This is a genomic window from Aliinostoc maniaoense, from assembly GCF_058172895.1.
The window spans coordinates 3,137,384-3,162,817 of sequence record NZ_CP187952.1 but is presented as its reverse complement, the minus strand read 5'-3'; the positions used below and the strand labels follow the sequence as shown (position 1 = coordinate 3,162,817).

Below are 25,434 nucleotides of genomic sequence, written 5' to 3'. Positions count from 1 at the left end.
CTACGGTAAGGTTTGCGCCTACGTAATTCGTAATTAAAAGAGGCGGAACACCAAGCTAAACTTTGGTAAAGTTAGCTATCTTAAACTAGTTGTAGTATAAATCCCCAACTAACTCAATTACGAATTACGAATTACGAATTACGAATTACACTCCCTCTTATTCATCAATTTGCCATGAATCTTTAGTTACTTCTTCATCAAGAATTTTCCGTGGCCGGACGATAATGATCACTTTACCGAGGATGGGTAGTTTTGGTTCTGTTTCAAACCATTGAAAATCTAATTCACCACCGTTATCTACTACAAAATAACTAAAATCATTCCATTCTCGTTGATAACGATCTACAACTACTAACACAGAGCTAGGCTGGGCTAGATTTTGGTTAGGAAAGCGATCGCTAGTTGCTAAAATCACTACTGGATCTTCTGCACCTAGCAGCACTTGCCAACCTGGTAAAGCTACCCAAGCCTGTTCACCAGCAAATTTGACAATGCGGAATGGTTCAACCGCTTCCACTAAAGGCACTGCTTTCAATTCTTCAGGTGTTAAAGGTAACTCACCGACTACTGGCACAATACGAGGTAATTCTTCCTCAGAATCAAAGCGATAAAAAGGAGGAATGGGGGCTGGACGTTGAGAAACAACAGTAAAATCAAGTAATAGCTGTTCGATTTGTTTCCTAGCTGTTTGCGTGTGAGCAAAGCGTAAACCCTTAGCAATTAAGCGCGATCGCTCTTGCAAATCTGTATTCTGCCGTGCTAACTTCCAAGCTTGATAGGCTACCGCATCTCCTGCATGATCAGAAAAGCCTTCTGGTAAAGTGCGGAAACGGGAGAAATCTTTAATAGCCTTAGCTATTTCCCGCGCTTCATCTAAATCAAGTTTATGCTCAAAAGTCAATTCCGCCGCCGCCGCCCGTTGTTCTTGGGTGAGTAAGCGTAGTTCATATAAAACATCACTACCACGATTAGCATAATGCGATCGCGTCGCCTCTGATGCACCAGCTTTTTCCAGGGAAGTATACACTTGCGCGCCGACGATTACCTGATTTTGTTGAATCGGCTCAAATCCTGTAGCTTCAAAAATCTCTTGGGGATTGTAACCAGCTTTTTGTAGAGTGGCAATGGCTAATCCCCATTCCACCCAATTACCTTCTTTTTGTCTTAGTTTTCGCAGTAACTCTTGAGCAGAATCGTTAGCAGCATTTTCAGGGTTGGGAGCGTTGGGTGATAAGTCAGTCATAATCTCAAATTTTAGCTTCTACTGGAGAGGCTCAGTTGATACTGCGTTGGCAAATCTTATTGTAATCTTTATCAGCTAACTATATATACACTCTACCTTTAGATCAAATTTTACGTTACAAAGAATACATATTACCCCGATGAAAAGCATCTCAGTACATTTCCCCAAGGCTTGACCAAGATAATCTACTAAGCTTGATAGAAATGTGGGGCTATAAGTAATTTTTTACAGGTAATATCTATGACTGATATGATTTCCGAAATGCAGACAAATCACCGTCCAATGGCAACTTTAGAAAGACCTAAAAAGCTAAAAATCTTAGTAGTTGATGACGAACCAGATAACTTAGATTTACTCTATCGCACCTTTCGCCGAGATTTTAACGTCCTCAAAGCTGAGAGTGGTATCAATGCCTTAGAAATCTTAGCAGTAGAAGGGGAAGTGGCAGTTATTATTTCTGACCAACGGATGCCAGAAATGAAAGGTACAGAATTTCTCAGTAAAACTGTACCACAATTCCCCGATACAGTGCGGATAATTCTCACGGGATTTACTGACATTGAAGATTTGGTAGAAGCCATTAACGCCGGACAAGTTTATAAGTATATTACTAAGCCTTGGGATCCTGGTGAACTCAAAGCCGTTGTCCAAAGGGCAGCAGAAACCTATGACTTACTCAAACAACGGACAGAAGAACTAAGGCGCGCCAATGCTCAAATGTCACTGTTAACTGTTTTGGTAAAGGTGACTCAGGCTGCTGAAAGTTTAGAATCAATCCTGACACCAATGGCGACAGCATTTTGTGATAGTTTTGCGGCTGATACCTGTATTCTACAACTGCTAGAAAACCAAGCACTGACAGCAACTCAAGGATTTTACTCTCCTGAAGGAAGTGGAAAAAATTGGTTGGGGGAAGACCCACTGACAACTGAAGCGATCGCCACTGGTAAAATTCAAGTGTGCTTAAATGTTGCCAAAGAATCAAAACTAGCTGGTGTGACTCCTTACGAAGCAAGTGGGATTAAAGCTCATGTAGTTATCCCCATTAGCTACCGCAATCAAATGTTAGGGGTTTTATCTCTCCAGTGGAAACAACCGAGCTTTTTAAGAGAAGATGAACTGAAGTTGATTCATATATCCGCAGAATTAGTAGCGATCGCTCTCACTAGTAGCTTCTGTCATGCCAAAATTTAGTTAGTAGTCCATAGTCAATAGTCCAGCGTCCAGTGGCCATTGACTCATAACTAAATGACTAATAACTAATGACTAATGACGTTCGTACCATTTTTGACCGTATTGCCCCCGTTTACGACCAGTTTAATGATTGCTTAAGTCTAGGACAGCATCGCATCTGGAAAGAAATGGCCATTAAATGGAGTGCGGTTAAACCAGGGGATACTTGTCTCGATTTATGTTGTGGGAGTGGTGATTTAGCTTTACGCTTGGCTAGGCGCGCAGGCACAACCGGGAAGGTTTACGGAGTAGACTTTTCCCATAACCTGCTGACAATGGCAAAAACACGCTCCCAAACAGATTACCCCCAATTTGACATCTCTTGGGTAGAAGCAGATGTCTTGAATTTACCGTTTGAGGATCATCAGTTTGATGCCGCCACAATGGGCTACGGTTTAAGAAATGTGACAGATATTCGCCGTAGCCTGCAAGAATTACATCGAGTTCTCAAACCCAGTGCGCGGGCAGCGATTCTAGACTTTCATCGCCCCCACAATCAACAATTCCGAGCCTTTCAACAGTGGTATTTAGATAATATAGTTGTACCAATGGCAGAGCGTATGGGGATGAAAGAAGAATACGCCTACATCAGCCCCAGTCTAGATCGCTTTCCCCAAGGGAGAGAACAAGTAGACTTAGCCCTGCAAGTTGGTTTTACCTCTGCCACCCACTACCCCATTACGAACGGTATGATGGGAATATTGGTAATTATTAAATAGGTGATTGGGTATGGGGCATTTGGGCATTGGGAATTGGGCATTGGGGAGGCAGTGCGATGGGCGGGTTTCCCGACTTGTAGCAACTGCCGTCATTGGGAATCGGGGAATGGCACTAAGTTAATCGCAAAGCCTTGATATAACTGGCTTTTTGAGTGTGGGGAGAGAGGGGGGAAAGATTTCTTCCCCATCCTCCCACACCTCCCACACCTCCCACACCCTGCTCCCCTGCTCCCCTGCCTCCTCCTAGTCGCCATTCTTCATCCAAAAAACTGTGGATTGGTCTCATCTTTTACTATATGTATCGCCCCCGGTATTGGGTGGAATTATTGGCTATTTCACAAATGATATAGCCATTAAAATGCTCTTTCGTCCTTACCGTACAATTTATGTAGCTGGGCAAAGAGTACCATTTACTCCTGGCTTGATTCCGGCAAATCAGGAGCGTCTAGCTAAAAATATTTCACAGACAATCATGGGGTCATTATTGACACCTGATGAGTTACAAAAACTGGCACGTAGATTATTAGAAACCGAACGAGTACAAGCAGCAATTCTTTGGTTATTGCGACTGGCAACAGACCAAATTAAAGCCGATAAAAATCAGAAAACAACTAAAATCGTCGCGGGGATTCTACGTGATTTGTTAGGAGAATCCTTACCACGTTTGCTGAAGGTGCTAGCTAGACAAGAAGATTTTTTAGAAGCACAAATCAATCAGATTTTTGACCAAATCCTCTTAGATTTACAACTGAGCGACGAACAAGCAACTCGATTAGCTGATTGGTTTTTGGAAGTAGTTTTGCCGCCAGATATGTTAAGGCAAGCGATTATAGATTTTTTAAGCGATCGCACAATTCAAATTATTGACGAAAGCTTTCGAGAAAAAACTAGTGGTACTTATTGGGTAGTGGCGAATTTATTTGGTTTGCGGAATACTCTCACCCGGTTACGCACCTTTTGCTTAGATGAAAAAGAAGCCACTAATGCTAGATTACAGGAATTAATTCAAGATTTGCAGATGCGCGATCGCCTCAAAACAATTCTGCAAAATTTATCATTACAAAATTTACCAATTGGCACAGTCCGCCAATTAAGAAAAACCACACGGGAAACCGTCCGCCAATATATTCAAACTAGTGGCGGTGATTTACTCAAAGGATTAACTGAATCTGTAAATTGGGAGAATATTGCTAAATTATTGCTAAATCGCCTGAGTAACTCCCCCGTAGTTGTCAACTCATTAGAAGTTGTCAGTGAAGAATTAGCATTGATTTTAGAACGATATTTAGAAAAAGATTTAGAAAAAATTGTTGCCCAAGTTATCCCAATTTTATCGATAGATCAGGTAATTGTTGACCGTGTAAAATCAACATCACCTGCTGATTTAGAAAACGCAATTGAAGGAATTGTTAAAAATGAATTGCAGGCAATTGTTACATTAGGGGGAATTTTAGGTTTCGTTGTTGGCTCATTTCAAACATTATTTTTACTGTTTAATCAACAGTCGATGTAATTCGTAATTCGTAATGGACTTCTCTTCGAGACGCTAACGCGTAGCTTGCTTCCCCAGAGGGGTACGTCCCGCTACGCTAACGTAATTCGTAATTGGAATCAAAACTTCTACCTTGTCCCCCTTGTCTACCTTGTCCCCTCGTCTACCTTGTCCCCTCGTCTCCCTTGTCCCCTCGTCTCCCTAATTCACTTCATAGATTGTATTCTATTTTCCATAATGGCATTAATTGCTGCATACTGAGTTTTATAATTGGGCAATATAGCTTGAGCTTGTTTATAGACAGAAGTACTTCTTGGGATAGATTCTAATAACTTAATGGACTGCTGCCATTTGTCTTTGGCTTGTTTCCAAGCTGTTAATGAATTAGGTGCATTTTCTATAAAAAATCTAGCTTCTGTCGCTAGCTTCTCTGCTAATTCTAAGTTACCTACAGCTTTCTTTTCGGCTATAGCTCTTTTAGTTACGGTAATATAGTTAAGTCGATAACGAATCAGTTTTTCTTGCGCTATAGCAGATACAGATGTTCCTTCAGGAATATTTTCTAACAAATTAATTGCTTCTTGCCATTTAGCTGCGGCTTGTTTCCATACTCCGATTTTATGGGGAGGATTTTGAGCAATGAAAGAAGCCTCCATTCCTAGTTTTAAAGCGGATTTAAAATTGTCTTTTGCAATATTCTCTTGATATAAATTTATGCCATTTTGTTGAATTTGGATAATCTGATTTTTTGCAAACAATCCACCAACGACTAAAAGAGTTAAACTAGATAAGATTAATAAAATTCTACGTAAAATCTGAGGTGATAGAAAGTTATTATTGATCTTTAAGTGAAATTTTCCTGTAATACTTGATTTGGGATTGTACTGTTTAATTTCTGTGATTTTCTTTTTAAATTCATCAAGTTTCTGTTCATAAATATCACAATCATTGAGAATTTCAGTCAATTCACGAAAATGATGATTACTAGATATGATTAATTCATGAGCATCGTCTAACCATTCTATAGCAAAACCAGATTTACCATAAAATGATGATAATGCTAACATGATTGTTAAAAACCCTTGACTATTTTGAATTGTATTTTTAACTAATTTCAATCTGGTTTCTAGCTTGGATAAATCTTCTTCTAAATTCAATAATTTTCTCAGAGAAGGCTGATTATTATTGACATTGTTAATATTTAAAATATTTTCGGTTTGGATGATTTTAATCGGTAAACTGGGATAATTAATATTTAAATTGAGTTGATTGACTAAATTAACATCACCTAAAATATCTGCGGCGATCGCCTGCAATAGATCACCCCATTCTAGCCAGCAATTAATTTTAGATTGTAATGTAATTAAAGATATGTCTATATTAGGATTACCAAACTTTTCTGTAATTAATCCAGCGTTACCATTAATCTCAGGATAATCTTTTGAAATATTTGGTATTACCAGTTCTGGAACAGGAGAAGATATAGTACTAATAGTATGACCACTGTTACCTGTACTGGTAACACAATATAATTCTTGAGCGATCGCCTGTTTAATATTGCGGAGTTCTTCCTGGGCATTATTAATCAGAATTACCTGTTGCATAATGTCCTGAGAATTACCAATATTCAATTTGAGTTTATAAACAATTTTTGGTAGTTCATCAATCAGTAATTGCATATCAGCCATAAATATCCCTTGGGGATTTGCAAAATTTATTCAGAAGAACTCAGAATATAGACACAGCCAGTCAGATTCTCGATTCTAAATTTTGTTAAATCGCAAAAATGATATATTCATAGTTCCCAAAAATTCTGCTAAAGTAACAACGCTGCTGGGCAAAGCCTCTCAACAGCTCCCAGTCCCCAATCCCCAGTCCCCAATCCCCAATCCCCAATCCCCAATCCCCAATCCCCAATATGAATGAAACTGATTTAGCCTTTACTCCGGCACTAGAGTTAGCAAAATTAATCCGTCGGCGAGAAGTATCACCGATGGATTTAGTAGAAATATATTTAAGTCGGATTCAGGAGCTAAATCCCCAGTTGGGCAGTTATTTTACAGTGACGGCAGATTTAGCGATCGCAGATGCTCAAGCTAAGACAGAATTATTAAGTAAAACTACGGAACTGCCACCATTTTTTGGTGTGCCAATTTCTATTAAAGACCTTAACGCTGTAGCGGGTGTACCTTGTACCTACGGAAATCCAGCATTAGTTAACAACATCCCCGGATATGATGATGGGGTTGTCACACGCATTAAGCAAGCCGGCTTTATTATTCTTGGTAAAACAGCCACCTCAGAATTAGGCTCATTTCCCTACACTGAACCGATGGGATTTCCCCCCGCCAGAAACCCGTGGAATTTAGAATACACCCCTGGCGGTTCTAGTGGTGGGGCAGCCGCCGCAGTTGCCGCCGGACTTTGTGCGATCGCCCAAGGTTCTGACGGTGGCGGTTCAATTCGGGGGCCTGCGGCTTGTTGTGGTTTAGTAGGAATTAAACCAGCACGAGGTAGAGTCACAAAAGCACCAGTAGGCGATCGGCTCGCGGGAATTTCTGCCAATGGCCCCCTCGCCCGGACAGTGGCAGATGCAGCTGCTATGTTAGATACTATTTCTGGTTATGTTACAGGTGATCCTTACTGGCTACCTGATCCAGAACCATCATTTTTGATGGCGGCTCAAACTGAACCCGATAAGTTACGAATTGCCTTTGCTACTGCTATTCCTCCCTTGGGAGAAGCTGACGCTAATTGTAGGCAGGCAGTTTTACAGACAGTAGAATTATTAACACAACTCGGTCATCAAGTTGAACAAACATTTCCTGATTTCAGTGCCTTAGTTGAACCGTTTAAAGTCGTTTGGCAATCGGGAATTGCTGCTTCAGGATTACCAGCCGAAGCATTGCAGCCTCTCAACCGATGGCTATTAGCCAGAACGGGGACTGTTGGCGAATATATCCAAGCAGTTTACGCCATGCAAATCGTAGCCAGGCAAATTGTGGCATTTTTTGACAATATAGATGTCTTAGTATTGCCTGTTTACTTACACTCTCCTATCCGCGTGGGGGAATGGGCTGCTTTGAGTCCCGAAGATACATTTGACAAAATTGTGAATTGGATTGCCCCTTGTCCCGTCGCCAATGCTACTGGACAACCAGCGATCGCTTTACCCGTAGGGTTTGATAGTAATGGTATACCTATGAGTGTGCAGCTTGTGGGCAAACCTGCGGCAGAAGCTACTTTAATTAGTCTCGCTGCTCAATTAGAAGCCGCTAATCCCTGGATTCAACATCGTCCAAATTTGAAAATTTAAAATGTTGGGCTATGTTCATTATCCCAACATCTGTTGTCATGCCAACTGCGCCCGGTATGTTGGCAATTAGATTGATCCTCTAGCCAAGGAATCGAAGTAGGTTGAAATGCAGTATTTGTTGCGGCACTGACACTAGAAATAATGAAAGGATAAATAACCTTAAAAGTTGCAAAACTACAACCTAGTAGAGTTATTGATAAGCCAGCATATAAGAGCTTATTACCAACAGATTTAACAATTTTATTATGAGTATTTCGCCGGTTACTGTCAGTAAACTTTGTGGGTTGCGAAAACATTACTCCATCCCTATGAATCTCAAATTATCCACTGTATTTACCCTGTGATATAGCGATTTTATAGGGATAGAAAAACATTTGTAATGTCAATATTACTGAGTTACCTAAGTATGTATCTAATGGGAAAAATAATGCTAATTTCTAAGCATTAATACTGAAAATTATCAAAATATTAGCTACTTTTAATTTATTTTCATGAAATCTTTGTATAGCTAACTTAAAAATAAAGTTTCAACTATAAATCTGTATGGAATAATCAGAAAATAATGTAAATTCTTCATATACTTCTCAGTATGGATATTTAAGGGAATGTTTAAGAATTGGTATTTCTTAATTTAAATTACATTTTTACCCTAGTCTTGTAGGATGCGTCAGACCGCTTAAATAGTGTCACTAACCTGATTTTTGATATCTGACGCACCCTACTAATATGCCAGGTGCGTAAGTCCTGCCTTCTAAATATTTAGGGGTGTTTAACTAAACCTGCTGGTTATGAAGGTTGATTCATTCCCCATAACCGTTACCAGTGACTTTACCTCTAAAAACAATGTATTGGTAAAGGTTATAAAACAACATCACCGGAATTAAAAAGCCGATAAAAATGATCATAATTACCAAAGAACTAGGGTCAGCCGCAGCCTCATAAATGGTAATTTGTGGCGGAATAATGTAGGGAAAAACAATCAATCCCAAACCAATAAATGACAACACAAATAATAGAATAGTCCAAACAAATGGCGCGCGTTCTTCCTTGCGGTTTAAACTATTCCAAAGTTGCCAAATTAACCACACTCCCAAAATCGGAATCATGGCGAAAATATATACTAGTGGTTGTTGAAATAAACGCGCTCTAGCATTTTCATAAATTACAGGTGTGCTGATAGTTATAAAAATCGCACCTATTAATGTAGTCAACGCAGCCAGTTTGGCTGTTTTATAGTGGGTTTCTTGTAATTCTCCAGTGGTTTTCCATACCAAATAGGTAGAACCAATCAACACATAACCTTGAATCAAAGTTAAAGCTACTAACACCGAAGGTAAACTAAACCAGTCCCAGGTACTCCCAATAAAGTGTCCTGTCTCATCAACTTTAATTCCTTTGAGTACCCCACCTAAAGCGAAACCTTGTCCGAGTGCAGCTGTAAAACTTCCTGCACCAAAAGCGAGATTCCAAAAAAATTTCCGTCTAGATAATTCCCGAAATTCAAACGCCACACCCCGAAAAATAAACCCAAACACCATGACAAGAATTGGGATATATAAGGCGTTTAAAATTGTGCCGTAAGCTAGGGGAAATGCACCAAACAATCCCCCACCCATAAGCACTAGCCAAGTTTCGTTTGCATCCCAAATATTGCTTAAGCTAGTCATCAAAATTCCCCGACGTTCATCGTCGGAGGAAGTAAGAGATAAAATCCCCACCCCCAAATCAAATCCATCTAGCATGACGTAGAGAAAGAGAAACAAAGCTAAAATTACAAACCAAACTTGCGGGAGAAAATATTGTAGTGTTTCCATAATTAGTTATTGGGCATTGGGTATTGGGAAGAAAAAGTCAAAAATTTTTGATTTTTGTAGCTTCCTTCCCGTATAGGCTATTTTGAATTTTGAATTGCTTACTCTCTTGCTTCTACTGGACGTTCATCGGGGACGAACTCGCCAGGGGTGGTATCAATGGCGGGTTTGGTGATTTCTGTTCCTGGTATTGGTAATTCTAAATTTGGCCCTGTGCGGATGATGCGGCTACCAAAGTACATGGCGGTGATGAACAAGATTGTATAAACTACAGCAAAGCCAGTCAGTGAAGTTAACACATTACTTGCTGGTAATTGGGAGGCAGAATCAACAGTGCGGATTTGTCCGTATAGTGTCCACGGCTGTCTACCAACACAACGCACAATCCAACCAGATTCTACAGCAATGTATCCTAAAGGCGCAGCCAATACCCAAGCTCCCATTAACCAACGCTGCTGACTAATATTTTCGGCTGTGAGTTTCCCTCGCAACCATTGCAGGGTACTGAACAACATTAACCCGGCAAAGAAAAAGCCGATCGCAATCATGGTACGAAAAGCGTAGTAAATTAAACCTACCATGTGGGGGCGATCGCTCGCTTTCCACTCTTTCAAACCGCGCACAGGTTCGGAAAGGTTCTGTTTAAATTCCAAAATGTAACCTAAAGCATTGGGAATGGTGATTTCCCAATCATTTTTCTCGGCTTTTTCGTTGGGTATCGCCAATAAACTCCAGTCTGCTGGTTCTCCTGCTGGTGAACTGTTCCACTGGGCTTCCATTGCGGCCAGTTTTGTGGGTTGATAATGATAAACTTGTTCACCGCTTAGGTGTCCGATATATATTTGTAATGGAGCAACTGCGATCGCAGCTGCTAAAGCAATCTTCAAAGATTTAGCAAAAAACTCCGCATGGCGTTGCTGGAGAATATACCAAGCACTAATCCCACCAATTACAAATAAAGATGTCTCTAGTGTGGCAAAAAACATATGCAGCACACTGTTAACCATAAAGGGATTTAAAATTGCTTGAAAATAATCGTGAACGATAAATTTCCCTTCTACCAATTCCCCACCGGCGGGAGTTTGCATCCACGAATTAGCTGTTAATATCCAAACTGTGGAAAGGTTCGCGCCCACAGCTACCAAAATAGTTGAAAGATAGTGAATGGCAGGATTTACCCTTTCCCAACCAAATAACATAATTCCTAAAAAAGCAGCTTCTAGCATAAACGCCCAAGAAGCTTCAAAACCAATTACACTCCCAAAAAAGTTACCCACCGCTTCCGAAAAAGGGGCCCAATTTGTGCCGAACTGAAATTCCATTGGGATACCAGTAGCCACACCAATCCCAAAATTCAGCACGTAAAATTTCGACCAAAACCGCGCATGAAGATAATAGTCGGGATTTTTCGTTTTCAGCCAAATTCCTTCCACAATCACTAAATAAATCCCCATCCCTGTAGTCAGGACAGGCCAAAGCATATGAAAGATTGCAGTCAGGGCAAATTGCATCCGTGATAGCACCACGGAATCGGATAAAAATTCCACTAACGTTCTCCATTAGCTAGCCACCCTACTTAGGATAAACTTTTTATTTATGTTGGCAATATACCAGAAGGCGACTTCTCTGCCGATATTCGCCAAAATTGGCTGATTGTCAATTTTGTTGTCTCTCATCAACAATTAATGTGTAGAATTGAAAATATATTAGTATTTAATTTATAGCTTTATGACTACACCAATGCTACGTTTTTTAATTACTAAAAATTATAAAAATTTAGTTTTAGATGAAGTAGTTGAACTCCAAAATTTGAATATTTTTATAGGTGCAAATGGTTCAGGTAAAAGTAATTTTATTAGTTGCTTAAAATTTTTAAAAGATAGCCTTACCAGTATTCCTGATGAAAGTCGAGGTGTGAGTACTTTTGAAGATGCGATCGCTCAAATTGGTGGTAGCAGAATTTTAGATGTCAGCGTTGAAAGTCCTGCTAGAGTAAGATTTGCATATTGTTTTTCTCAAATTGCTGGAAAAACTGGTAATCCAAATACAGATAGTATAATTCTTGATTTAAGTTTTTATATTGCCCAAGAAAAACATAGTCGAGTTGGTATTTTTCAGGAATCTTTATATAGTGGGGAAGAAGAGTTACATAAAACAGGATTGTCTTCTCCTTTTTATTATTATAAATTTCATGATATACAAATAGGTAAAGGTTCTGTAGCAATTTTTAATGTTGATACTACCGGAGAAATAGCCGAAAATCAATTTGCAACTCTAAGTAATATACCTATAAACTCTTTAGGATTGTCTATAATCCCCAGACTACTAGAGTCTAGTCCATCTATTATAGTAAACACTTCTCTTTATCGAATTAGGAGAGAGCTAATTGGATTTATTTCAAAATGGCAATTTTACAATGCCAACAATATGGATTTAAATGAAATCAGAATGGCAGAACCAAAAATAGGAGGGAGTGATATTTATTTATCTGCATCTGGAGATAATTTACCTTTAGTTATAGATAACCTAATTCAACAAGATATCGATTTTGAAGAAAGTCTCAACCGAGCAGTAAAAGCTATATTGCCAAAAAGCCGTCGTCTTCGCCCCATACGTTCTGGTAGATTATCTCTCACTTTAGAATGGTATTTTGAAGATATCAAAGAAGCTTTTTATCTGAATGAATTATCAGATGGAACTGTCAGAATGTTATGTTGGGCTACTATCTTACATTCTCCAGTTCTGCCATCATTACTAGTAATTGATGAGCCAGAACTAGGATTGCACGTATCATGGATGCCAATTTTAGCAGAATGGATTAAAAAAGCTGCCACAAAAACCCAAGTAATTATCACCACCCATAGTCCTGATCTTTTAGATCATTTCACCGATTGTTTAGAAAATGTTTTTTGTTTCTATGCAGAAGATAAAACGCATTTTGCTATAAAAACACTCTCTCAAGAAATGCTGAATGAAAAATTAGAAGAAGGATGGCAATTAGGTGATTTATATCGTGTTGGCGATCCCAGTATTGGAGGGTGGCCGTGGTAGTCTGGGTGTTCGCTGGGGGTGGGGAAGCTGAAGTTAGAGGATTGATTCCTTTTCTAGAAAAAAATTTTCCTGGATGTAAGTTTATTAGAAAAACTCCAGTTCGTCAGAAACCTGGCCCGAAACCTAATAGGGTAAATAGTTATGGTAGAACTGGTCAAAGCTTAATAGAGCAAATTCAACGAGAGCTACCTATAGCCTTAAAATACGAACCAAATCAATGTGATTTAATTTTAGTTTTTGACGATTTGGATTGTCGCAATCCCACTGAGCAAAAAGAAAAGTTTTTAGCAGCGATATCGAAAATACCAGAATCTCATACAATTAACAAATTTATTGGCTTTGCTGCTCCTGAATTAGAAGCTTGGATTATTGCAGATTGGAATAATTCAGTGGGTAAACACCCAGATTTCAGTAATCGGCATAAACGTATGCGTTGGTGGTTGAGTACGCAAAAAAACATTCCCTTTGATAAACCAGAATCGTTTAGTGAATATGATCATGAAAAGGATTGTTGTCAAGAAAAACTATCAAAGGCACTAGTAGATTCCAGTGTTTTAGATGAATTTGATAGTAGTTCAATACGCTTTTCTAAAGGATTGCATACACCGGAGCTATTGCTGTATGTCGAACCATTGGAAATCCAACAGAAATGTCCTTTATTTCGGGAACTATATGATTATATGAATGAATTTTGCCATACAGATTGAGTTAAAAATTATATTTAGAACGCAAAAAAATTGCCCTCTTCGCTAACGAAGAGGGATGAGAACAAGACTTTTACGGAAATCAGGGAATCTAACTGACTAAATCAGGAAATACTTCTTGCACAGCCGGATGTACTAGGCGATGATTCTGGACGTTCAAACCTTTAGCTAGAGAAGGGTTAACTTCTAATGCTTTAAGTCCCAAATTTGCCAACTGCACAACATAAGGAAGTGTGCTGTTATTCAGTGCTTGGGTGGCTGTCCAAGGTACTGCGCCTGGCATATTAGGAACGCCATAATGGACTACACCTTCCTCAATGTACACTGGGTTGGTGTGAGATGTAGCGTGTAAGGTTTCCACACAACCGCCTTGATCAACTGCAACGTCAACAATTACCGCACCTGGGTGCATTTGTTGAACTAATTCACGGTTAACTAGAATTGGTGCTTTGCGTCCTAATACCAAAACTGCACCCACAACTAAATCTGCTGCTTTCACAGCCGCTTCAATGTGAGCAGAGCTACTGTACAGCAATTCAACTCTAGAACCAAATATTGTTTCTAAATAAGATAAACGCTCAACATTCACATCTAAAATCTGTACCGCCGCACCCATACCTACGGCAATTCTGGCGGCTTCTGTACCGACTACGCCACCACCTAAAATGACTACTTTCCCTGGTTTCACCCCAGGAACACCACCCAACAGCACGCCTCTACCACCTTGTTGACGTTCCAGGTAGCGCGCGCCGAATTGTACCGCTAATCTACCGGCAATGATGCTCATCGGGGTAAGTAGAGGTAGTCTGTTTGCGCCGGGTTGTTCTACGGTTTCGTAAGCGATCGCACAAGTGCCAGAATCAATTAAGTTCTCTGTTAATTTGCGATCGGCTGCTAAATGCAGATAAGTAAACAAAATCTGCTCTTTTCGCAAAAATTTATATTCGCTAGATAATGGTTCTTTGACTTTTACCACTAATTCCCGATTCCAAACCGCTTCGGCTGTGGAAACAATTTCCGCTCCTGCACTTTGATAATCTTCATCTGTAAACCCAGCACCAGCACCAGCTTGAGTCTCAACAAAAATACTGTGACTGTTTTCTCTCAACACTCTTACACTAGAAGGACTTAAGCCTACTCGAAATTCTTGATCCTTAGTCTCTTTAGGAACACCGATTTCCATATAAAGCCTCTGCTTAATTTTTTGTTTAATTTAGCCTGCCAGTCTCAAACTGACACTTCCGTATTGAGGATAGCTATCTACAAGATTAGTTTTCCCTATTTCAATTCACTAATCCTCAAAGCACTTATCCCTTGACGATTACCGGATTATTCCTACAATATATAAAGAATAATTACAAATTGTTAACGAACCTAGGCATAAGTGCTTAAGTGATATTCACACTTCAGCTCTGCCATCAGTTCAAAACTCATTATTAAGTCCCGTTTGCCGAAAAGAGGTTTTTGCAATATGTCTCCAGTACAACCCACAGTCAGCCCCAAACTAGAAGAGCCAAAATTCGGCTTTAATGAATATGCTGAACGCTTGAATGGTCGAGCCGCTATGATTGGTTTTCTGTTGATGGTGGTGATTGAGTATGTCACTAATCAAGGTGTGCTTTCTTGGCTCGGTCTTAAGTAGTTCTTAGTCTTGAAGTTGTAAGCTAGTAATTAGAAGAGTTGAAACCAGCTGGAACTTCTAGCTGGTTTTAACTGTATTAATCAATATGGAATACTGCAAACAAATTACCCTTAATATTTATGAGGCTAGTAACAGCTTCCACTGGCAAATATTTTGACCCAAGGGAGTGAATTACTACACATACTTATAAACTTAAGGAAATTATAATCTTTTTCAGAAGCCTTTTCTGGAGAAGGGTAATTTGCAGATGAGGTATTCTAAGTAAATCAACAAAAAGGTAATCTGGATAAACCAAGCTGTGATGAATGCTGTATTACCTCGTTTTTTAAAGTCAGCCTACCGGAGAGAACCCATAGTCAGCATCTTGATGACAATGGGTGTAGTAGATGCCTTAATTGGTGGTTTGGATGATAGTTGGTCATTATTTGCTGTGGGTTTAGGGACAGCAGGGGTTACTCTCGCTTTCAAGCTGTGGCGTAATAGTCAGCAGCAACCTCCCCTACCAGAAGAGCCTGTAGTACAACACTATTTACCGCCACGCTCATCTAGTCCCACTTTACCTATGCTCACGGTGAATAAGAAAAAACCTCCGTATTAGTAAGTAGGGGGTAGGAAATGGTAGGTGTTGAGTCTCGACTACTGGGATAGCAAACTGACGATTTCTCTCTAGCCAAAGTTTTGCGTTTTGATGTGTGTATTTTAATGAGGTGAGGAAGACAGTGAGGAGTCATGGAAAAGGTGGCGTGTCTTTGCTGATGGCATTTATGGCGGCGATATTCGCCAACGCCATACCGATAAATCTGTGGCAAGAGTTAACAATCAATCCTGCTTATGCTAACCCGGTAGTCAATACTCCAGAAACCACAGGAGCATTTACCAACCCCACCCTCCTGCGTAGCATCGTCGCACATCGCGGTACGGTGAAATCTTTAGCCTTTAGTCCAGATGGTAAAACCGTCGTTAGTGGTGGGGGTTACAATGAGGGGATAATTCGGATGTGGAATCCCATCACAGGTAAAAAGGTGGGCAATATTAATAAAGCTCAAAAAACTTCGGTAGAGTCTTTAGTTATTTCCCCAGATGGGCAAACTTTAGTTAGTTGTGGTAGCGACAACACTATTAACCTGTGGAATCTGAAAAACAATAAATTTACCCGTTCTTTTGTCGGACATAGTGCTAGTGTGTTGTCCTTGGCTGTATCTCCTGATAGCAAAGTCCTCGTGAGTGGTGCTTTAGATGGGATTAGAATGTGGGATTTGCTACAACAACGCCCCCTAGCAACATTAGTACGATTTGATAATACAATTCACGCCATAGCCATGAGTCCTGATGGTCAGACTTTGGCTAGTGGTGATAAAAGAGGTGTAATTAAGCTGTGGAATTTAACCACTGGTAAATTAATTAGGGGATTTATCGCTCATACTGATGCAGTTACAGATATTGCTTATACTCCCGATGGTCAAAATTTAGTCACTTCTAGCCGCGATCGCACCATCAAAGTTTGGAATCTCCCTTCTGAACAACCAGTTTACACCCTCACCGGACACAACAATTGGGTAAATGCGATCGCCATTAATCCCAACGGACAAATCCTTGCCAGTGCCGGCAGAGACGGGATTAAATTGTGGAATTTAACTACAGGTGAGTTATTAACTACACTAGTTGGACATACTGATTGGGTCAGCGCGATCGCTTTTAGTAGTGATGGTCAAATGCTTGGTAGTGGCGGATTTGATGGCAAAGTAAATATTTGGGGGAATCCATCAATTGTTAGTCGCAAGTAATACTGATTTGAATACAGGGGTGTAGGGGAGACAAGGGAGACAAGGAGAGAAGTCTGAGCGGAGGTTTCCTCCGATGGCTTCGCCAACGCCAAGGGCGAACAGAACTTCGGGGAGACAAGGTAGACAAGGGAGACAAGGGAGCAGGGGAGCAGGGGGAGTGTGGGGAGAGAGGGGAGTGTGGGGGGAAAGATTTGTTCTCCACCATCCGACACCTGCCACACCTGCCACACCCTCCCCTGACAAGGTAGAAATATTTACCCCCATGCCCAATTCCCAAAATTTTTGAATTTTGAATTTTGAATTTTGAATTGATTAGCCCCGTTCCCCGTTCCCTGTTCCCTGTTCCCTGTTCCCTTTTTCTGTCAACTATCAAATATCAGTTCGTTTTTGCGCTTCTGTAAGATGCTTAAGAATTACCAAACAATTCCTCCCATCATCACTGCGTTCATAAACGACACGGTCAGCTAAACGGCGCAGCAAAAACCAACCATAGCCGCCTACTTGTAGAGTACCCGGTGCTGGTTCTGCGATCGCATCCGGGTTAAAAGGCTTACCATGATCCCAAATTCTAATTTCTAACCTGTCAACCCATAGACTGACTTCAATGTCTATGGTTGTTTCTGGTGGTAACGTATGGTGGGCGTGACGAACTGCATTAGTAAAGCCTTCTGCTAACGCCAAATTCAGGCGATACAGTTGGCTTTCTGACCAGCCAAGTTGAAATAGGTGTTTTAGACAAAAGTCCTCAAACCATTGCTGTACTTGGTTCAAGAGCTTGAGTTCGCTTTTTACTTTCAGATGGTCTTGCTGCATAATGCCAAGCATTGACCGTGGCATGAATTTAATATGTATGAGAGTGTCTTTAATCTATTATTCTTCAATCTATTTTAAGTTTTGAAATAACTTTTAGATGCAAAAGCAAAAATTTAACTAGACAGAATCAGAAGGAATGGAGAAAAATCAATTAAATCAGTTATCAGGCATATAGTCCGCCGCTAAAGACTGCCACTAATTGCTGGGGGGATGTAAAAGATAACTGCTTACCCCATGCCCCATGCCTGACAGGTGTAGGTTTTTTACGGTGTGTACAAAAAACCTTGGTTTTGGGGTGTAGGGGTGTAGGGGTGTAGGGGTTAGTAAAACGATGATTCTTTCGTTAGTCTGAGATTCATTACTCACTGCTTGGTAAAAAACCTACACTTGTGATATGCCCCATGCCCCATGCCCCATCCCCCATGCCCAATTCACTAAAATTGACGCTTGTTGATTGTTTTCAAAAGCACATATACCAAAGAAGTGAACGACAGTTTGCCGTAGACACCCAAGGGTGACTTGTCATCAGACATCATAACTTCAGATATGCGCTTTTGAAAACTACAAGCGTCAAAGAGTTTTTTGGCGACTAGCTTGAGCTTAGAACAATCCCAATGTCAAGGATTTGTCTAGAGGTAAAGCCGCACCAATACCTAGCCATAGAGTCACCAAAGTTCCAAATAAGAAAACTGTGGTAGCGACTGGACGGCGGAAGGGGTTTTGGAATTTATTTACGCTCTCAATAAAGGGAACGAGGATTAAACCTAGAGGTACAGAAGCCATTGCTAGGACTCCCAACAGTTTGTTAGGAAGCGATCGCAAAATCTGGAATACTGGGTATAAATACCACTCTGGCAGAATTTCCAGTGGTGTAGCAAAAGGATTTGCTGGTTCACCTGTCATGGCAGGATCTAATACAGCTAGAGCCACAATACAAGCAAATGAACCCATGATTACTACTGGGAATACATACAGTAGATCATTTGGCCAAGCTGGTTCACCGTAGTAGTTGTGACCCATACCTTGGGCGAGTTTAGCTCTTAACTTGGGATCGCTCAGATCGGGTTTTTTTTGGATTGACATATCGAAAATGCGCTCTCCTGCGGAGTTTTCAGTTAAAGCTGGGGATGGTAGCCATCAATATAATTCAGGCAAACTGCAAGTAAAACTAGCCCTGATTCTATGTTTTTGGGTAGTCAACTCTCAGTCTCAAATAGGAGCATTTACCTTGGAGGCAACTGTGAGGGATTAATTACTGATTTTTCATCAGTTTAAACCAAATGACTCGCTCTTGTAACTGAGTGGTGTTGCCTGTTGCCATGAAGACTGATGGAATTACAAGGGGCCGGAAATACCTTGTTTACGGATCATCAAGAAGTGGAACAGCATGAAGACCGCAATTAACCAAGGCAATACAAAGGTGTGTGCGCTGTAGTAACGTGTCAAGGTTGCTTGACCAACACTAGAACCACCACGCAGTAAGTCAGAAATCAGTACGCCGACTACGGGAATTGCTTCTGGTACACCACTAACGATTTTCACCGCCCAGTAACCAACCTGATCCCAAGGCAGAGAATAACCTGTAACGCCGAAGGAAACAGTGATGACAGCTAGAATCACACCGCTTACCCAAGTTAATTCGCGGGGCTTTTTGAAACCACCAGTCAGATACACGCGGAAGACGTGCAGAATCATCATTAACACCATCATGCTGGCAGACCAGCGATGGATGGAGCGAATTAGCCAACCGAAGTTGACTTCATTCATGATGTACTGTACTGAGGAGTAAGCTTCAGCCACTGTTGGCTTGTAGTAGAACGTCATGGCGAAGCCTGTAGCGAACTGAATTAGGAAGCAAACTAGGGTAATGCCACCTAGACAGTAAAAGATGTTGACGTGGGGAGGTACATATTTGCTTGTGACATCTTCAGCGATCGCCTGAATTTCCAAGCGTTCCTCAAACCAGTCGTAAACGTTGGCCATACAATCTCAAGTTCCTAAAAATCGGTTGCGGTTGATTCAATCTCCCAATAGTAGTTTTGGGATTTTCTTTTAAGAGGATTTTGTTCGTTTGCTTTTGCACTGCGAGAGTGCTAAAAGTTTAGAAACTTAACACTCTGTAAATATGGGATATATTGCGTTCTCTTTGCAAGCCAACACTCTCAATGGTGGGTACAAAGTAGATTTTATCTTTTGTTGAGGTGGTTATTCACATAGTTCCCGTAACAACTTCATGAGAACAATGCACCACTTCTATAAAAAAAGTAACATAATCGAGAGATAGATTTCATCAACGACGAGGCAACTGAGCAATTATAGGCAATTTTGGCTGAGGTGAAATTGATAATGGGGTTCATGCACAAACAGGTTTTTCGGCTCGGATTTTCACTATTGGTGGCTTTTGGTTTAGTGTTTGGTACACTCATCCAACCAGCAGACGCATTGACGGAGGAACAAAAACTAGTTTCAGAAGTTTGGCGAATTGTCAATCGTGCTTATTTGGACGATACATTTAATCATCAAAATTGGGCGGCAGTCAGACAAAAGGCCTTACAAAAGCCTCTGAAAGACCAAAAAGCCGCCTATGTGGCCATTCAAAATATGCTCAAGAGCCTTGATGACCCTTTTACCAGGTTTTTAGACCCTGAGCAATACCGCAGTTTGCAGGTGAATACCTCTGGAGAACTGACGGGAGTAGGATTACAAATTGCCCTCAATCCCCAAACTGGGAAGCTAGAGGTAGTATCACCTATAGAGGGTTCACCAGCCGAGCAAGCTGGGATTCAACCGCGCGATCGCATCGTCAAAATTGAAGGGATGTCTACAGACAATCTGACTCTCGATGAAGCCGCCGCTAGGATGCGGGGGCCAATTGGCAGTATAGTCACCCTCTTAATTGAACGAGATGGAGATGGCGCGAAGGAAATTAGAATTATGCGCGATCGCATCACTCTTAACCCTGTTGTGGCGGAATTACGCTCCTCCCCTGAAGGAAAATCTATTGGCTATCTGCGCCTCACACAATTCAATGCCAACGCCTCTACAGAGTTGGCACACGCCATTTCTAGTTTAGAAAAAAAAGGTGCTGATGCCTATATTTTAGATTTGCGAAATAATCCCGGTGGCTTACTGCAAGCTGGCATAGAAATAGCCCGGTTGTGGTTAGATTCCGGCACTATAGTCTACACCGTCAACCGCCAAGGCATTCAAGGCAATTTTGAAGCCTTTGGCCCAGCCTTGACAGACGATCCTTTAGTAATTTTGGTGAATCAAGGAACTGCCAGTGCTAGCGAAATTTTAGCCGGCGCACTCCAAGATAATCAGCGAGCTAAGTTAGTAGGTGAAACTACCTTTGGTAAAGGTTTAATCCAATCTTTATTTGAACTTGGCGATGGTTCTGGTTTAGCCGTCACAATTGCTAAGTACGAAACACCTACCCATCGAGATATTAATAAATTAGGGATTAAACCCGATCAAATAATTTCTCAGTCACCCCTCAAACGTAACCAGATTGGCACAGCAGAAGATTTGCAATATCAAGCTGCTGTGGAATTTTTGCAGAAAAATGCTGTGGTAGCAGGTGTAGAGGGGAGAGGATAGGCAGGGGGCAGGGGGGCAGGGGGGCAGGGGAGACAAGGGAGACAAGGGGGACAAGGTAGTTTTACCCAATGCCCAATGCCCAATGCCCAAAATTCTTTAATTTTGAATTTTGAATTTTGAATTTTGAATTGATACGCCCAATTAGGACAAAGTTGGTAAATCAATTGCGGCCAATCGTTGATAGGCTTGGTCTATAACTCGTTGGCCTCTTAAAAATCCGGTGTTCGCACCTGGACAAATATACTGGAGTGTTTCGGGTGTGAACATTTCTAATAGTGCTTGCAGGCTTTTAAGTTGTCGTGGCCAGTGAAATGTTTTAGCTGTTCGCAATGGCACTGGTTCGCCTTGGACGTTGGGAAGTAAATGGCGACCAGAAAACAGTATACCTCCCATGTGGTTATAGTAGAGGCAAGATGAACCGGGAGAATGTCCTGGTGTCCAAATTAATTTGGTGGTGTGGTCTAAAACCAGTTCTTGCGTAAAGGTAGTAACTGTTAACCCTGGTAATAAATAGGCTTCTTGTTCTTGAATTATGATTTCACAATCAAAGTTGTGAAGAATTTCTGAAGTTTTACCAATAGCACCTCGATGGGTGATGAATAAGCGTTTTACTCCACCGTGCGATCGCAAAAAATCAAGATTTATTTGATCTAATGATGGGCAATCTATGAGGATATTCCCATCATTTCTTACAATGAAATAAGAAGTTCCCCCTAATGTGTCTCGATTTGGTGGAAAGGCAAAAATATTGTCTAAGACAAACCGTGGTGACTTGGTTGTAGAACTAGGTGGTTGAGGCAAGGGGGACATAAGCAAATGTGGGCAGTGGGGAGTAGGGACTAGAAAGTAAGTATATTTAACCAGTAATAAGGTGAGAAAAATAGTTCTTGCTTTTTACTGTTGCCTGCTTCTACAGCAGGGCATTTTTTTCAAATTACTAAAGAGCAAATGACATTTTGGTTTCTCCTCCTATTGGGATTGGCTACTTATCTAATTGTGCAGCGCAGTGTTGCTAATATCACCCGCACACCAATTTGGTTATTGTGGTTGGTATTAATGACACCAGCATTATTATTGAGTGGCTGGACGTTAGTATATGGAGTAAAACAACCTCCCCCACCATCACTGATTATCTGGCCGGCAATTATCTGCCTTTTGTTATACTGGCTGTTGTTTCAGTGGGGACGGCAACCGCCGAGGGATACACCAACCAAACCCCAAACCCCAGAATCACAATCGGCTATCCATCCTACCGCAGAACAAGTACTTGTGCGCCCCATTGAACCGACGGAAGAAACCCAACTGCGAAATTGTTTTCCTTGGTCTATTTACTACGTCCAAAACATTGAGTATAGACCCCAGGCGATCATTTGTCGTGGTCAGTTGAGAACAACACCTATTCGAGCTTATCAGCAGATTCGAGCCAATATTGAATCACAATTTGGCGATCGCTTTTTGATTATTTTTCAAGAAGGTTTTAACGGTAAACCGTTTTTTGTCTTAGTTCCTAATGCACAAGCAGCTAAAGAGGGCAATGTCAAGCCATCAGAAAAATTAACCCGTCCTGGACTAGCGTTGCTACTAGTTTTAGCTACTTTAGTGACTACTTCCTTGGTGGGTGTGAAAATGGCTGGCATTGATCCGAAAATGCTAGCATCTAACCCAGGAATATTGTTGCAAGGATTGCCCTATGCTCTCGGTCTGATGACTATCTTGGGTATCCACGAAATGGGACATTATTTAACTGCTAGGTTTTACAAGATTCGCTCTACCCTGCCTTATTTTATTCCCATGCCATTTTTCTTGGGAACTTTTGGGGCATTTATTCAAATGCGGAGTCCCATTCCCAACCGTAAGGCTTTATTTGACGTGAGTATTGCCGGGCCAATTGCGGGATTTATCGCCACATTACCGTTAATTATGTGGGGGTTAACTCAATCAGAGATAGTTCCCTTGACTGATAAAACGAGTTTATTAAACCCCGATGCCCTCAATCCTAAATATTCGATTTTGTTAGCGATACTATCCAAAATAGCTTTAGGTAGCCAATTAACCTCACAATCAGCCATTGATTTACATCCTGTGGCTATAGCTGGTTTTTTGGGATTAATTGTCACAGCTTTGAATCTCATGCCTGTAGGGCAACTAGATGGGGGTCACATTGTCCATGCGATGTTCGGACAACGAACTGCTATGTTGATTGGGCAAATTGCGCGCCTGTTGCTGTTGATGTTGTCTTTAGTGCAACCAGAATTTTTTGTCTGGGCAATTATTTTATTATTTATCCCCTTGGTTGATGAACCCGCCTTGAATGATGTCACTGAACTCGATAATAAACGCGACATCTTGGGTTTATTGGCAATGGCTTTATTGGTGATAATTATATTGCCACTGCCACAGGCGATCGCTAATTTATTACAAATTTAACCTTCTCCCCCACACCCCTACACCCCTACACCCCTACACCCCTACACCCCTACACCCCTACACCCCTACACCCCTACACCCCTACACCCCTACACCCCTACACCCCTACACCCCTACACCCCTACACCCCTACACTAACCTGCCGAACTAGCCGCTTCTGAAGCTTTCTTAGCAGCCGCATTACCACCCATGCGAATCTCAGAAGTAAAGGCAGCAACACCCAAGCCATCCGCATCTTTTAAGACACTTACCCGCATCCGTAAATTAGGGCTAGCAAACCACAAGCGTTCTTCAGATGAGATAGTGTCAGATTCTGTAATTAGGGTCAAGGCTTCATCACTGCCTAGTTTATATCGACCCGTTACAGGTGCTTTCTCGCCATCACTAGTTGTTCCCAGTAATTTGCCTTCATTGGGGTTATCTTCATCTGGGATAGTAACTAATACAGTCCAACGAGTATGTTTTTTGTCCTCTGCTCCCATGATGCCGTTCCAAGTAACTTTGGCACTACAACATACAGCATCCGCAGAAATTGCATATTGCTGACATAATTTGATTACTTCTGGGTGGTCTGTTGCTAGCGTCTCAATAATTACATCAGATTTACCGTTTTGCGATTGCTTCACACCTAAATTATGACTAGTGCGATGGGAAAACCATTTACCTGTACTCAATTCAAAAAATTCTTGAATATTCATCGAAATTATCCTGCATCAAAATCTGAAAAAAGCCGCTTCTTATTATTAAAAAGCAATGAGAGGTTTTAATATTAGACCTCATTACCTGTTTGCTCAAGTCTGTTAAGGGAAAAATTGGCTGCTTCTGCCACGCTCGGATGACTATCTTTAGCCAAATATTTTAAAGCTGATAGACTTTTTTCTGTAGGTAAGTTGCCCAAAGCTTCCGCGAGTCTTTGTCTGACTAACCAATCATCGGATTGAGCAAAGCGGAGTATATGATCTACTGAATCAATATCTTGGATTTCTCCCAGTGCCGAAATTGCGGCTTGTTGTAAGACAACTTCTGGAGCATCTAAAGCTTGAATTAAGATTTCACGCGCCCGTGGATCTTTAAGATTACCGAGAGAAACAGCCGCGCTAAAGCGTACTAACCAATCCGTATCTTCGTAAAATGCTCGTGCTAGCACCTCAAAGGCTCTAATGTCACCCAAATAACCCAAAGCACCAGCAGCATCCGCACGCATACTATAATCTGGGTCATTTTCGAGTATTTTAGCCAAAATTGGATAACATTCGCTGGTTGGCTTGATACCTAGGGCAAATATTGCCATCGATCGCAGCTGCAAAGAGTCATCATTTAAAACCTTTTTAATTAAAGGTACAGCATCTTCAGCTGGTATATCCCGCAAATTGGCCAAGGCTACCATGCGATCGCGCAAATTGGGACTTTCTAACTGAGAGGATATTTCCTGCAAGTGTGGAACAGTCATTGAATTATCAGCGCATTCTTAATCTATCTTTACTTTACTTTACTAACGCTCTCATGTGGGAAAGCTGATGTTATTCCCATACCCCATGCCCAATGCCCAATGTATTTAACTTAGCACTGAGAATTAACACTCAGTTGTGCCTATGGTAT

The 25,434-nt window shown here is 41.1% G+C and carries 24 protein-coding genes; 12 read left to right on the top strand and 12 right to left on the bottom strand.

Annotated features, from left to right (window positions below; all coding sequences use genetic code 11):
* Nucleotides 1–157: 157 nt before the first annotated feature.
* Nucleotides 158–1,243, bottom strand: a complete 1,086-nt coding sequence (locus ACPZ3T_RS13895) for a RuBisCO accumulation factor 1 (RefSeq protein WP_490276938.1) — start codon at nucleotides 1,241–1,243, stop codon at nucleotides 158–160.
* A 240-nt stretch (nucleotides 1,244–1,483) separates the two neighbouring features.
* On the opposite strand from ACPZ3T_RS13895, the gene ACPZ3T_RS13890 reads away from it, so the two are divergent.
* Nucleotides 1,484–2,437 carry a response regulator gene (locus ACPZ3T_RS13890; RefSeq protein ID WP_490276937.1) on the top strand — a complete coding sequence of 318 codons (954 nt, stop codon included), beginning with the start codon at nucleotides 1,484–1,486 and terminating at the stop codon, nucleotides 2,435–2,437.
* Nucleotides 2,438–2,505: 68 nt separating this feature from the next.
* Nucleotides 2,506–3,195, top strand: coding sequence for a bifunctional demethylmenaquinone methyltransferase/2-methoxy-6-polyprenyl-1,4-benzoquinol methylase UbiE (ubiE, locus tag ACPZ3T_RS13885; protein ID WP_490276936.1), 690 nt, complete (start codon nucleotides 2,506–2,508; stop codon nucleotides 3,193–3,195).
* Nucleotides 3,196–3,307: 112 nt separating this feature from the next.
* Here ubiE and ACPZ3T_RS13880 read toward each other — a convergent pair whose 3' ends face one another.
* Nucleotides 3,308–3,481: a hypothetical protein gene (locus ACPZ3T_RS13880; RefSeq protein WP_490276935.1), complete on the bottom strand. Its 174-nt coding sequence runs from the start codon at nucleotides 3,479–3,481 to the stop codon at nucleotides 3,308–3,310.
* Between ACPZ3T_RS13880 and ACPZ3T_RS13875 the strand changes: the two genes are divergently transcribed.
* A complete protein-coding gene (locus ACPZ3T_RS13875) occupies nucleotides 3,467–4,708 on the top strand; it encodes a DUF445 domain-containing protein (RefSeq protein WP_490276934.1) in 1,242 nt (413 codons plus the stop codon). The genes ACPZ3T_RS13880 and ACPZ3T_RS13875 overlap by 15 nt on opposite strands.
* 185 nt (nucleotides 4,709–4,893) lie before the next feature.
* Here the strand turns inward: ACPZ3T_RS13875 and ACPZ3T_RS13870 are convergent, their stop codons facing one another.
* A complete protein-coding gene (locus ACPZ3T_RS13870; protein WP_490276933.1) occupies nucleotides 4,894–6,375 on the bottom strand; it encodes a hypothetical protein in 1,482 nt (493 codons plus the stop codon).
* A 230-nt stretch (nucleotides 6,376–6,605) separates the two neighbouring features.
* On the opposite strand from ACPZ3T_RS13870, the gene ACPZ3T_RS13865 reads away from it, so the two are divergent.
* Nucleotides 6,606–8,003, top strand: coding sequence for an amidase (locus ACPZ3T_RS13865; protein WP_490276932.1), 1,398 nt, complete (start codon nucleotides 6,606–6,608; stop codon nucleotides 8,001–8,003).
* An 800-nt stretch (nucleotides 8,004–8,803) separates the two neighbouring features.
* On the opposite strand, the gene cydB is transcribed toward ACPZ3T_RS13865, so the two are convergent.
* Both cydB and ACPZ3T_RS13855 read right to left on the bottom strand, forming a co-directional pair.
* On the bottom strand, nucleotides 8,804–9,817 hold the full coding sequence (gene cydB / locus ACPZ3T_RS13860; RefSeq protein ID WP_490276931.1) for a cytochrome d ubiquinol oxidase subunit II: 1,014 nt from the start codon (nucleotides 9,815–9,817) through the stop codon (nucleotides 8,804–8,806).
* Between the two features lie 98 nt (nucleotides 9,818–9,915).
* The gene (locus ACPZ3T_RS13855; RefSeq protein ID WP_490276930.1) at nucleotides 9,916–11,361 is read right to left on the bottom strand and encodes a cytochrome ubiquinol oxidase subunit I; all 1,446 of its coding nucleotides are present in this window, start codon (nucleotides 11,359–11,361) and stop codon (nucleotides 9,916–9,918) included.
* Between the two features lie 181 nt (nucleotides 11,362–11,542).
* Between ACPZ3T_RS13855 and ACPZ3T_RS13850 the strand changes: the two genes are divergently transcribed.
* The gene (locus ACPZ3T_RS13850; RefSeq protein ID WP_490276929.1) at nucleotides 11,543–12,865 is read left to right on the top strand and encodes an AAA family ATPase; all 1,323 of its coding nucleotides are present in this window, start codon (nucleotides 11,543–11,545) and stop codon (nucleotides 12,863–12,865) included.
* Nucleotides 12,859–13,572 carry a hypothetical protein gene (locus ACPZ3T_RS13845; RefSeq protein ID WP_490276928.1) on the top strand — a complete coding sequence of 238 codons (714 nt, stop codon included), beginning with the start codon at nucleotides 12,859–12,861 and terminating at the stop codon, nucleotides 13,570–13,572. Before ACPZ3T_RS13850 ends, ACPZ3T_RS13845 begins: the two co-directional genes overlap by 7 nt.
* A gap of 88 nt (nucleotides 13,573–13,660) precedes the next feature.
* Here the strand turns inward: ACPZ3T_RS13845 and ald are convergent, their stop codons facing one another.
* Nucleotides 13,661–14,752 carry an alanine dehydrogenase gene (gene ald, locus ACPZ3T_RS13840; RefSeq protein ID WP_490276927.1) on the bottom strand — a complete coding sequence of 364 codons (1,092 nt, stop codon included), beginning with the start codon at nucleotides 14,750–14,752 and terminating at the stop codon, nucleotides 13,661–13,663.
* A gap of 288 nt (nucleotides 14,753–15,040) precedes the next feature.
* Here ald and ACPZ3T_RS13835 point away from each other — a divergent pair, with 288 nt between their 5' ends.
* From ACPZ3T_RS13835 to ACPZ3T_RS13820, 4 genes are all read left to right on the top strand, one after another.
* On the top strand, nucleotides 15,041–15,211 hold the full coding sequence (locus tag ACPZ3T_RS13835; RefSeq protein ID WP_490276926.1) for a hypothetical protein: 171 nt from the start codon (nucleotides 15,041–15,043) through the stop codon (nucleotides 15,209–15,211).
* Between the two features lie 301 nt (nucleotides 15,212–15,512).
* Entirely contained in the window at nucleotides 15,513–15,809 is a 297-nt protein-coding gene (locus ACPZ3T_RS13830) for a hypothetical protein (protein WP_490277218.1), read from the top strand.
* A gap of 166 nt (nucleotides 15,810–15,975) precedes the next feature.
* The gene (locus tag ACPZ3T_RS13825; protein ID WP_490277217.1) at nucleotides 15,976–16,995 is read left to right on the top strand and encodes a WD40 repeat domain-containing protein; all 1,020 of its coding nucleotides are present in this window, start codon (nucleotides 15,976–15,978) and stop codon (nucleotides 16,993–16,995) included.
* Nucleotides 16,996–17,068: 73 nt separating this feature from the next.
* A complete protein-coding gene (locus ACPZ3T_RS13820) occupies nucleotides 17,069–17,281 on the top strand; it encodes a hypothetical protein (RefSeq protein ID WP_490276925.1) in 213 nt (70 codons plus the stop codon).
* An 83-nt stretch (nucleotides 17,282–17,364) separates the two neighbouring features.
* On the opposite strand, the gene ACPZ3T_RS13815 is transcribed toward ACPZ3T_RS13820, so the two are convergent.
* The 3 genes from ACPZ3T_RS13815 to petB all read right to left on the bottom strand — a co-directional run bounded on the left by ACPZ3T_RS13815 (nucleotide 17,365) and on the right by petB (nucleotide 19,791).
* Nucleotides 17,365–17,820 (bottom strand): ATP-binding protein, encoded by a 456-nt coding sequence (locus ACPZ3T_RS13815; protein ID WP_490277216.1) that lies wholly within the window; start codon nucleotides 17,818–17,820, stop codon nucleotides 17,365–17,367.
* 588 nt (nucleotides 17,821–18,408) lie between these two features.
* Nucleotides 18,409–18,891: a cytochrome b6-f complex subunit IV gene (petD, locus tag ACPZ3T_RS13810; RefSeq protein WP_490276924.1), complete on the bottom strand. Its 483-nt coding sequence runs from the start codon at nucleotides 18,889–18,891 to the stop codon at nucleotides 18,409–18,411.
* A gap of 252 nt (nucleotides 18,892–19,143) precedes the next feature.
* A complete protein-coding gene (petB, locus tag ACPZ3T_RS13805; protein ID WP_010997571.1) occupies nucleotides 19,144–19,791 on the bottom strand; it encodes a cytochrome b6 in 648 nt (215 codons plus the stop codon).
* 363 nt (nucleotides 19,792–20,154) lie between these two features.
* Here petB and ctpA point away from each other — a divergent pair, with 363 nt between their 5' ends.
* Nucleotides 20,155–21,408, top strand: coding sequence for a carboxyl-terminal processing protease CtpA (gene ctpA, locus ACPZ3T_RS13800; RefSeq protein ID WP_490277215.1), 1,254 nt, complete (start codon nucleotides 20,155–20,157; stop codon nucleotides 21,406–21,408).
* A 141-nt stretch (nucleotides 21,409–21,549) separates the two neighbouring features.
* Here ctpA and ACPZ3T_RS13795 read toward each other — a convergent pair whose 3' ends face one another.
* Entirely contained in the window at nucleotides 21,550–22,218 is a 669-nt protein-coding gene (locus ACPZ3T_RS13795; RefSeq protein WP_490276923.1) for an MBL fold metallo-hydrolase, read from the bottom strand.
* A gap of 138 nt (nucleotides 22,219–22,356) precedes the next feature.
* On the opposite strand from ACPZ3T_RS13795, the gene ACPZ3T_RS13790 reads away from it, so the two are divergent.
* Nucleotides 22,357–23,835: a site-2 protease family protein gene (locus tag ACPZ3T_RS13790; protein WP_490276922.1), complete on the top strand. Its 1,479-nt coding sequence runs from the start codon at nucleotides 22,357–22,359 to the stop codon at nucleotides 23,833–23,835.
* A 134-nt stretch (nucleotides 23,836–23,969) separates the two neighbouring features.
* Here the strand turns inward: ACPZ3T_RS13790 and ACPZ3T_RS13785 are convergent, their stop codons facing one another.
* Nucleotides 23,970–24,533, bottom strand: a complete 564-nt coding sequence (locus tag ACPZ3T_RS13785; protein WP_490276921.1) for a phycobiliprotein lyase — start codon at nucleotides 24,531–24,533, stop codon at nucleotides 23,970–23,972.
* A 71-nt stretch (nucleotides 24,534–24,604) separates the two neighbouring features.
* Entirely contained in the window at nucleotides 24,605–25,285 is a 681-nt protein-coding gene (locus tag ACPZ3T_RS13780; protein WP_490276920.1) for a HEAT repeat domain-containing protein, read from the bottom strand.
* Nucleotides 25,286–25,434 lie beyond the last annotated feature (149 nt).

Excerpts from the sequence above, each read along its gene's own strand:
- ACPZ3T_RS13895 (WP_490276938.1), bottom strand. The coding sequence starts at position 1,243 with ATGACTGACTTATCACCCAACGCTCCCAACCCTGAAAATGCTGCTAAC.
- ACPZ3T_RS13890 (WP_490276937.1), top strand. The coding sequence starts at position 1,484 with ATGACTGATATGATTTCCGAAATGCAGACAAATCACCGTCCAATGGCA.
- ubiE (WP_490276936.1), top strand. The coding sequence starts at position 2,506 with ATGACTAATGACGTTCGTACCATTTTTGACCGTATTGCCCCCGTTTAC.
- ACPZ3T_RS13880 (WP_490276935.1), bottom strand. The coding sequence starts at position 3,481 with ATGAGACCAATCCACAGTTTTTTGGATGAAGAATGGCGACTAGGAGGA.
- ACPZ3T_RS13870 (WP_490276933.1), bottom strand. The coding sequence starts at position 6,375 with ATGGCTGATATGCAATTACTGATTGATGAACTACCAAAAATTGTTTAT.
- ACPZ3T_RS13865 (WP_490276932.1), top strand. The coding sequence starts at position 6,606 with ATGAATGAAACTGATTTAGCCTTTACTCCGGCACTAGAGTTAGCAAAA.
- cydB (WP_490276931.1), bottom strand. The coding sequence starts at position 9,817 with ATGGAAACACTACAATATTTTCTCCCGCAAGTTTGGTTTGTAATTTTA.
- ACPZ3T_RS13850 (WP_490276929.1), top strand. The coding sequence starts at position 11,543 with ATGACTACACCAATGCTACGTTTTTTAATTACTAAAAATTATAAAAAT.
- ald (WP_490276927.1), bottom strand. The coding sequence starts at position 14,752 with ATGGAAATCGGTGTTCCTAAAGAGACTAAGGATCAAGAATTTCGAGTA.
- ACPZ3T_RS13835 (WP_490276926.1), top strand. The coding sequence starts at position 15,041 with ATGTCTCCAGTACAACCCACAGTCAGCCCCAAACTAGAAGAGCCAAAA.
- ACPZ3T_RS13830 (WP_490277218.1), top strand. The coding sequence starts at position 15,513 with ATGAATGCTGTATTACCTCGTTTTTTAAAGTCAGCCTACCGGAGAGAA.
- ACPZ3T_RS13825 (WP_490277217.1), top strand. The coding sequence starts at position 15,976 with ATGGCGGCGATATTCGCCAACGCCATACCGATAAATCTGTGGCAAGAG.
- ACPZ3T_RS13820 (WP_490276925.1), top strand. The coding sequence starts at position 17,069 with ATGGCTTCGCCAACGCCAAGGGCGAACAGAACTTCGGGGAGACAAGGT.
- ACPZ3T_RS13815 (WP_490277216.1), bottom strand. The coding sequence starts at position 17,820 with ATGCTTGGCATTATGCAGCAAGACCATCTGAAAGTAAAAAGCGAACTC.
- petD (WP_490276924.1), bottom strand. The coding sequence starts at position 18,891 with ATGTCAATCCAAAAAAAACCCGATCTGAGCGATCCCAAGTTAAGAGCT.
- petB (WP_010997571.1), bottom strand. The coding sequence starts at position 19,791 with ATGGCCAACGTTTACGACTGGTTTGAGGAACGCTTGGAAATTCAGGCG.
- ctpA (WP_490277215.1), top strand. The coding sequence starts at position 20,155 with ATGGGGTTCATGCACAAACAGGTTTTTCGGCTCGGATTTTCACTATTG.
- ACPZ3T_RS13795 (WP_490276923.1), bottom strand. The coding sequence starts at position 22,218 with ATGTCCCCCTTGCCTCAACCACCTAGTTCTACAACCAAGTCACCACGG.
- ACPZ3T_RS13790 (WP_490276922.1), top strand. The coding sequence starts at position 22,357 with ATGACATTTTGGTTTCTCCTCCTATTGGGATTGGCTACTTATCTAATT.
- ACPZ3T_RS13785 (WP_490276921.1), bottom strand. The coding sequence starts at position 24,533 with ATGAATATTCAAGAATTTTTTGAATTGAGTACAGGTAAATGGTTTTCC.
- ACPZ3T_RS13780 (WP_490276920.1), bottom strand. The coding sequence starts at position 25,285 with ATGACTGTTCCACACTTGCAGGAAATATCCTCTCAGTTAGAAAGTCCC.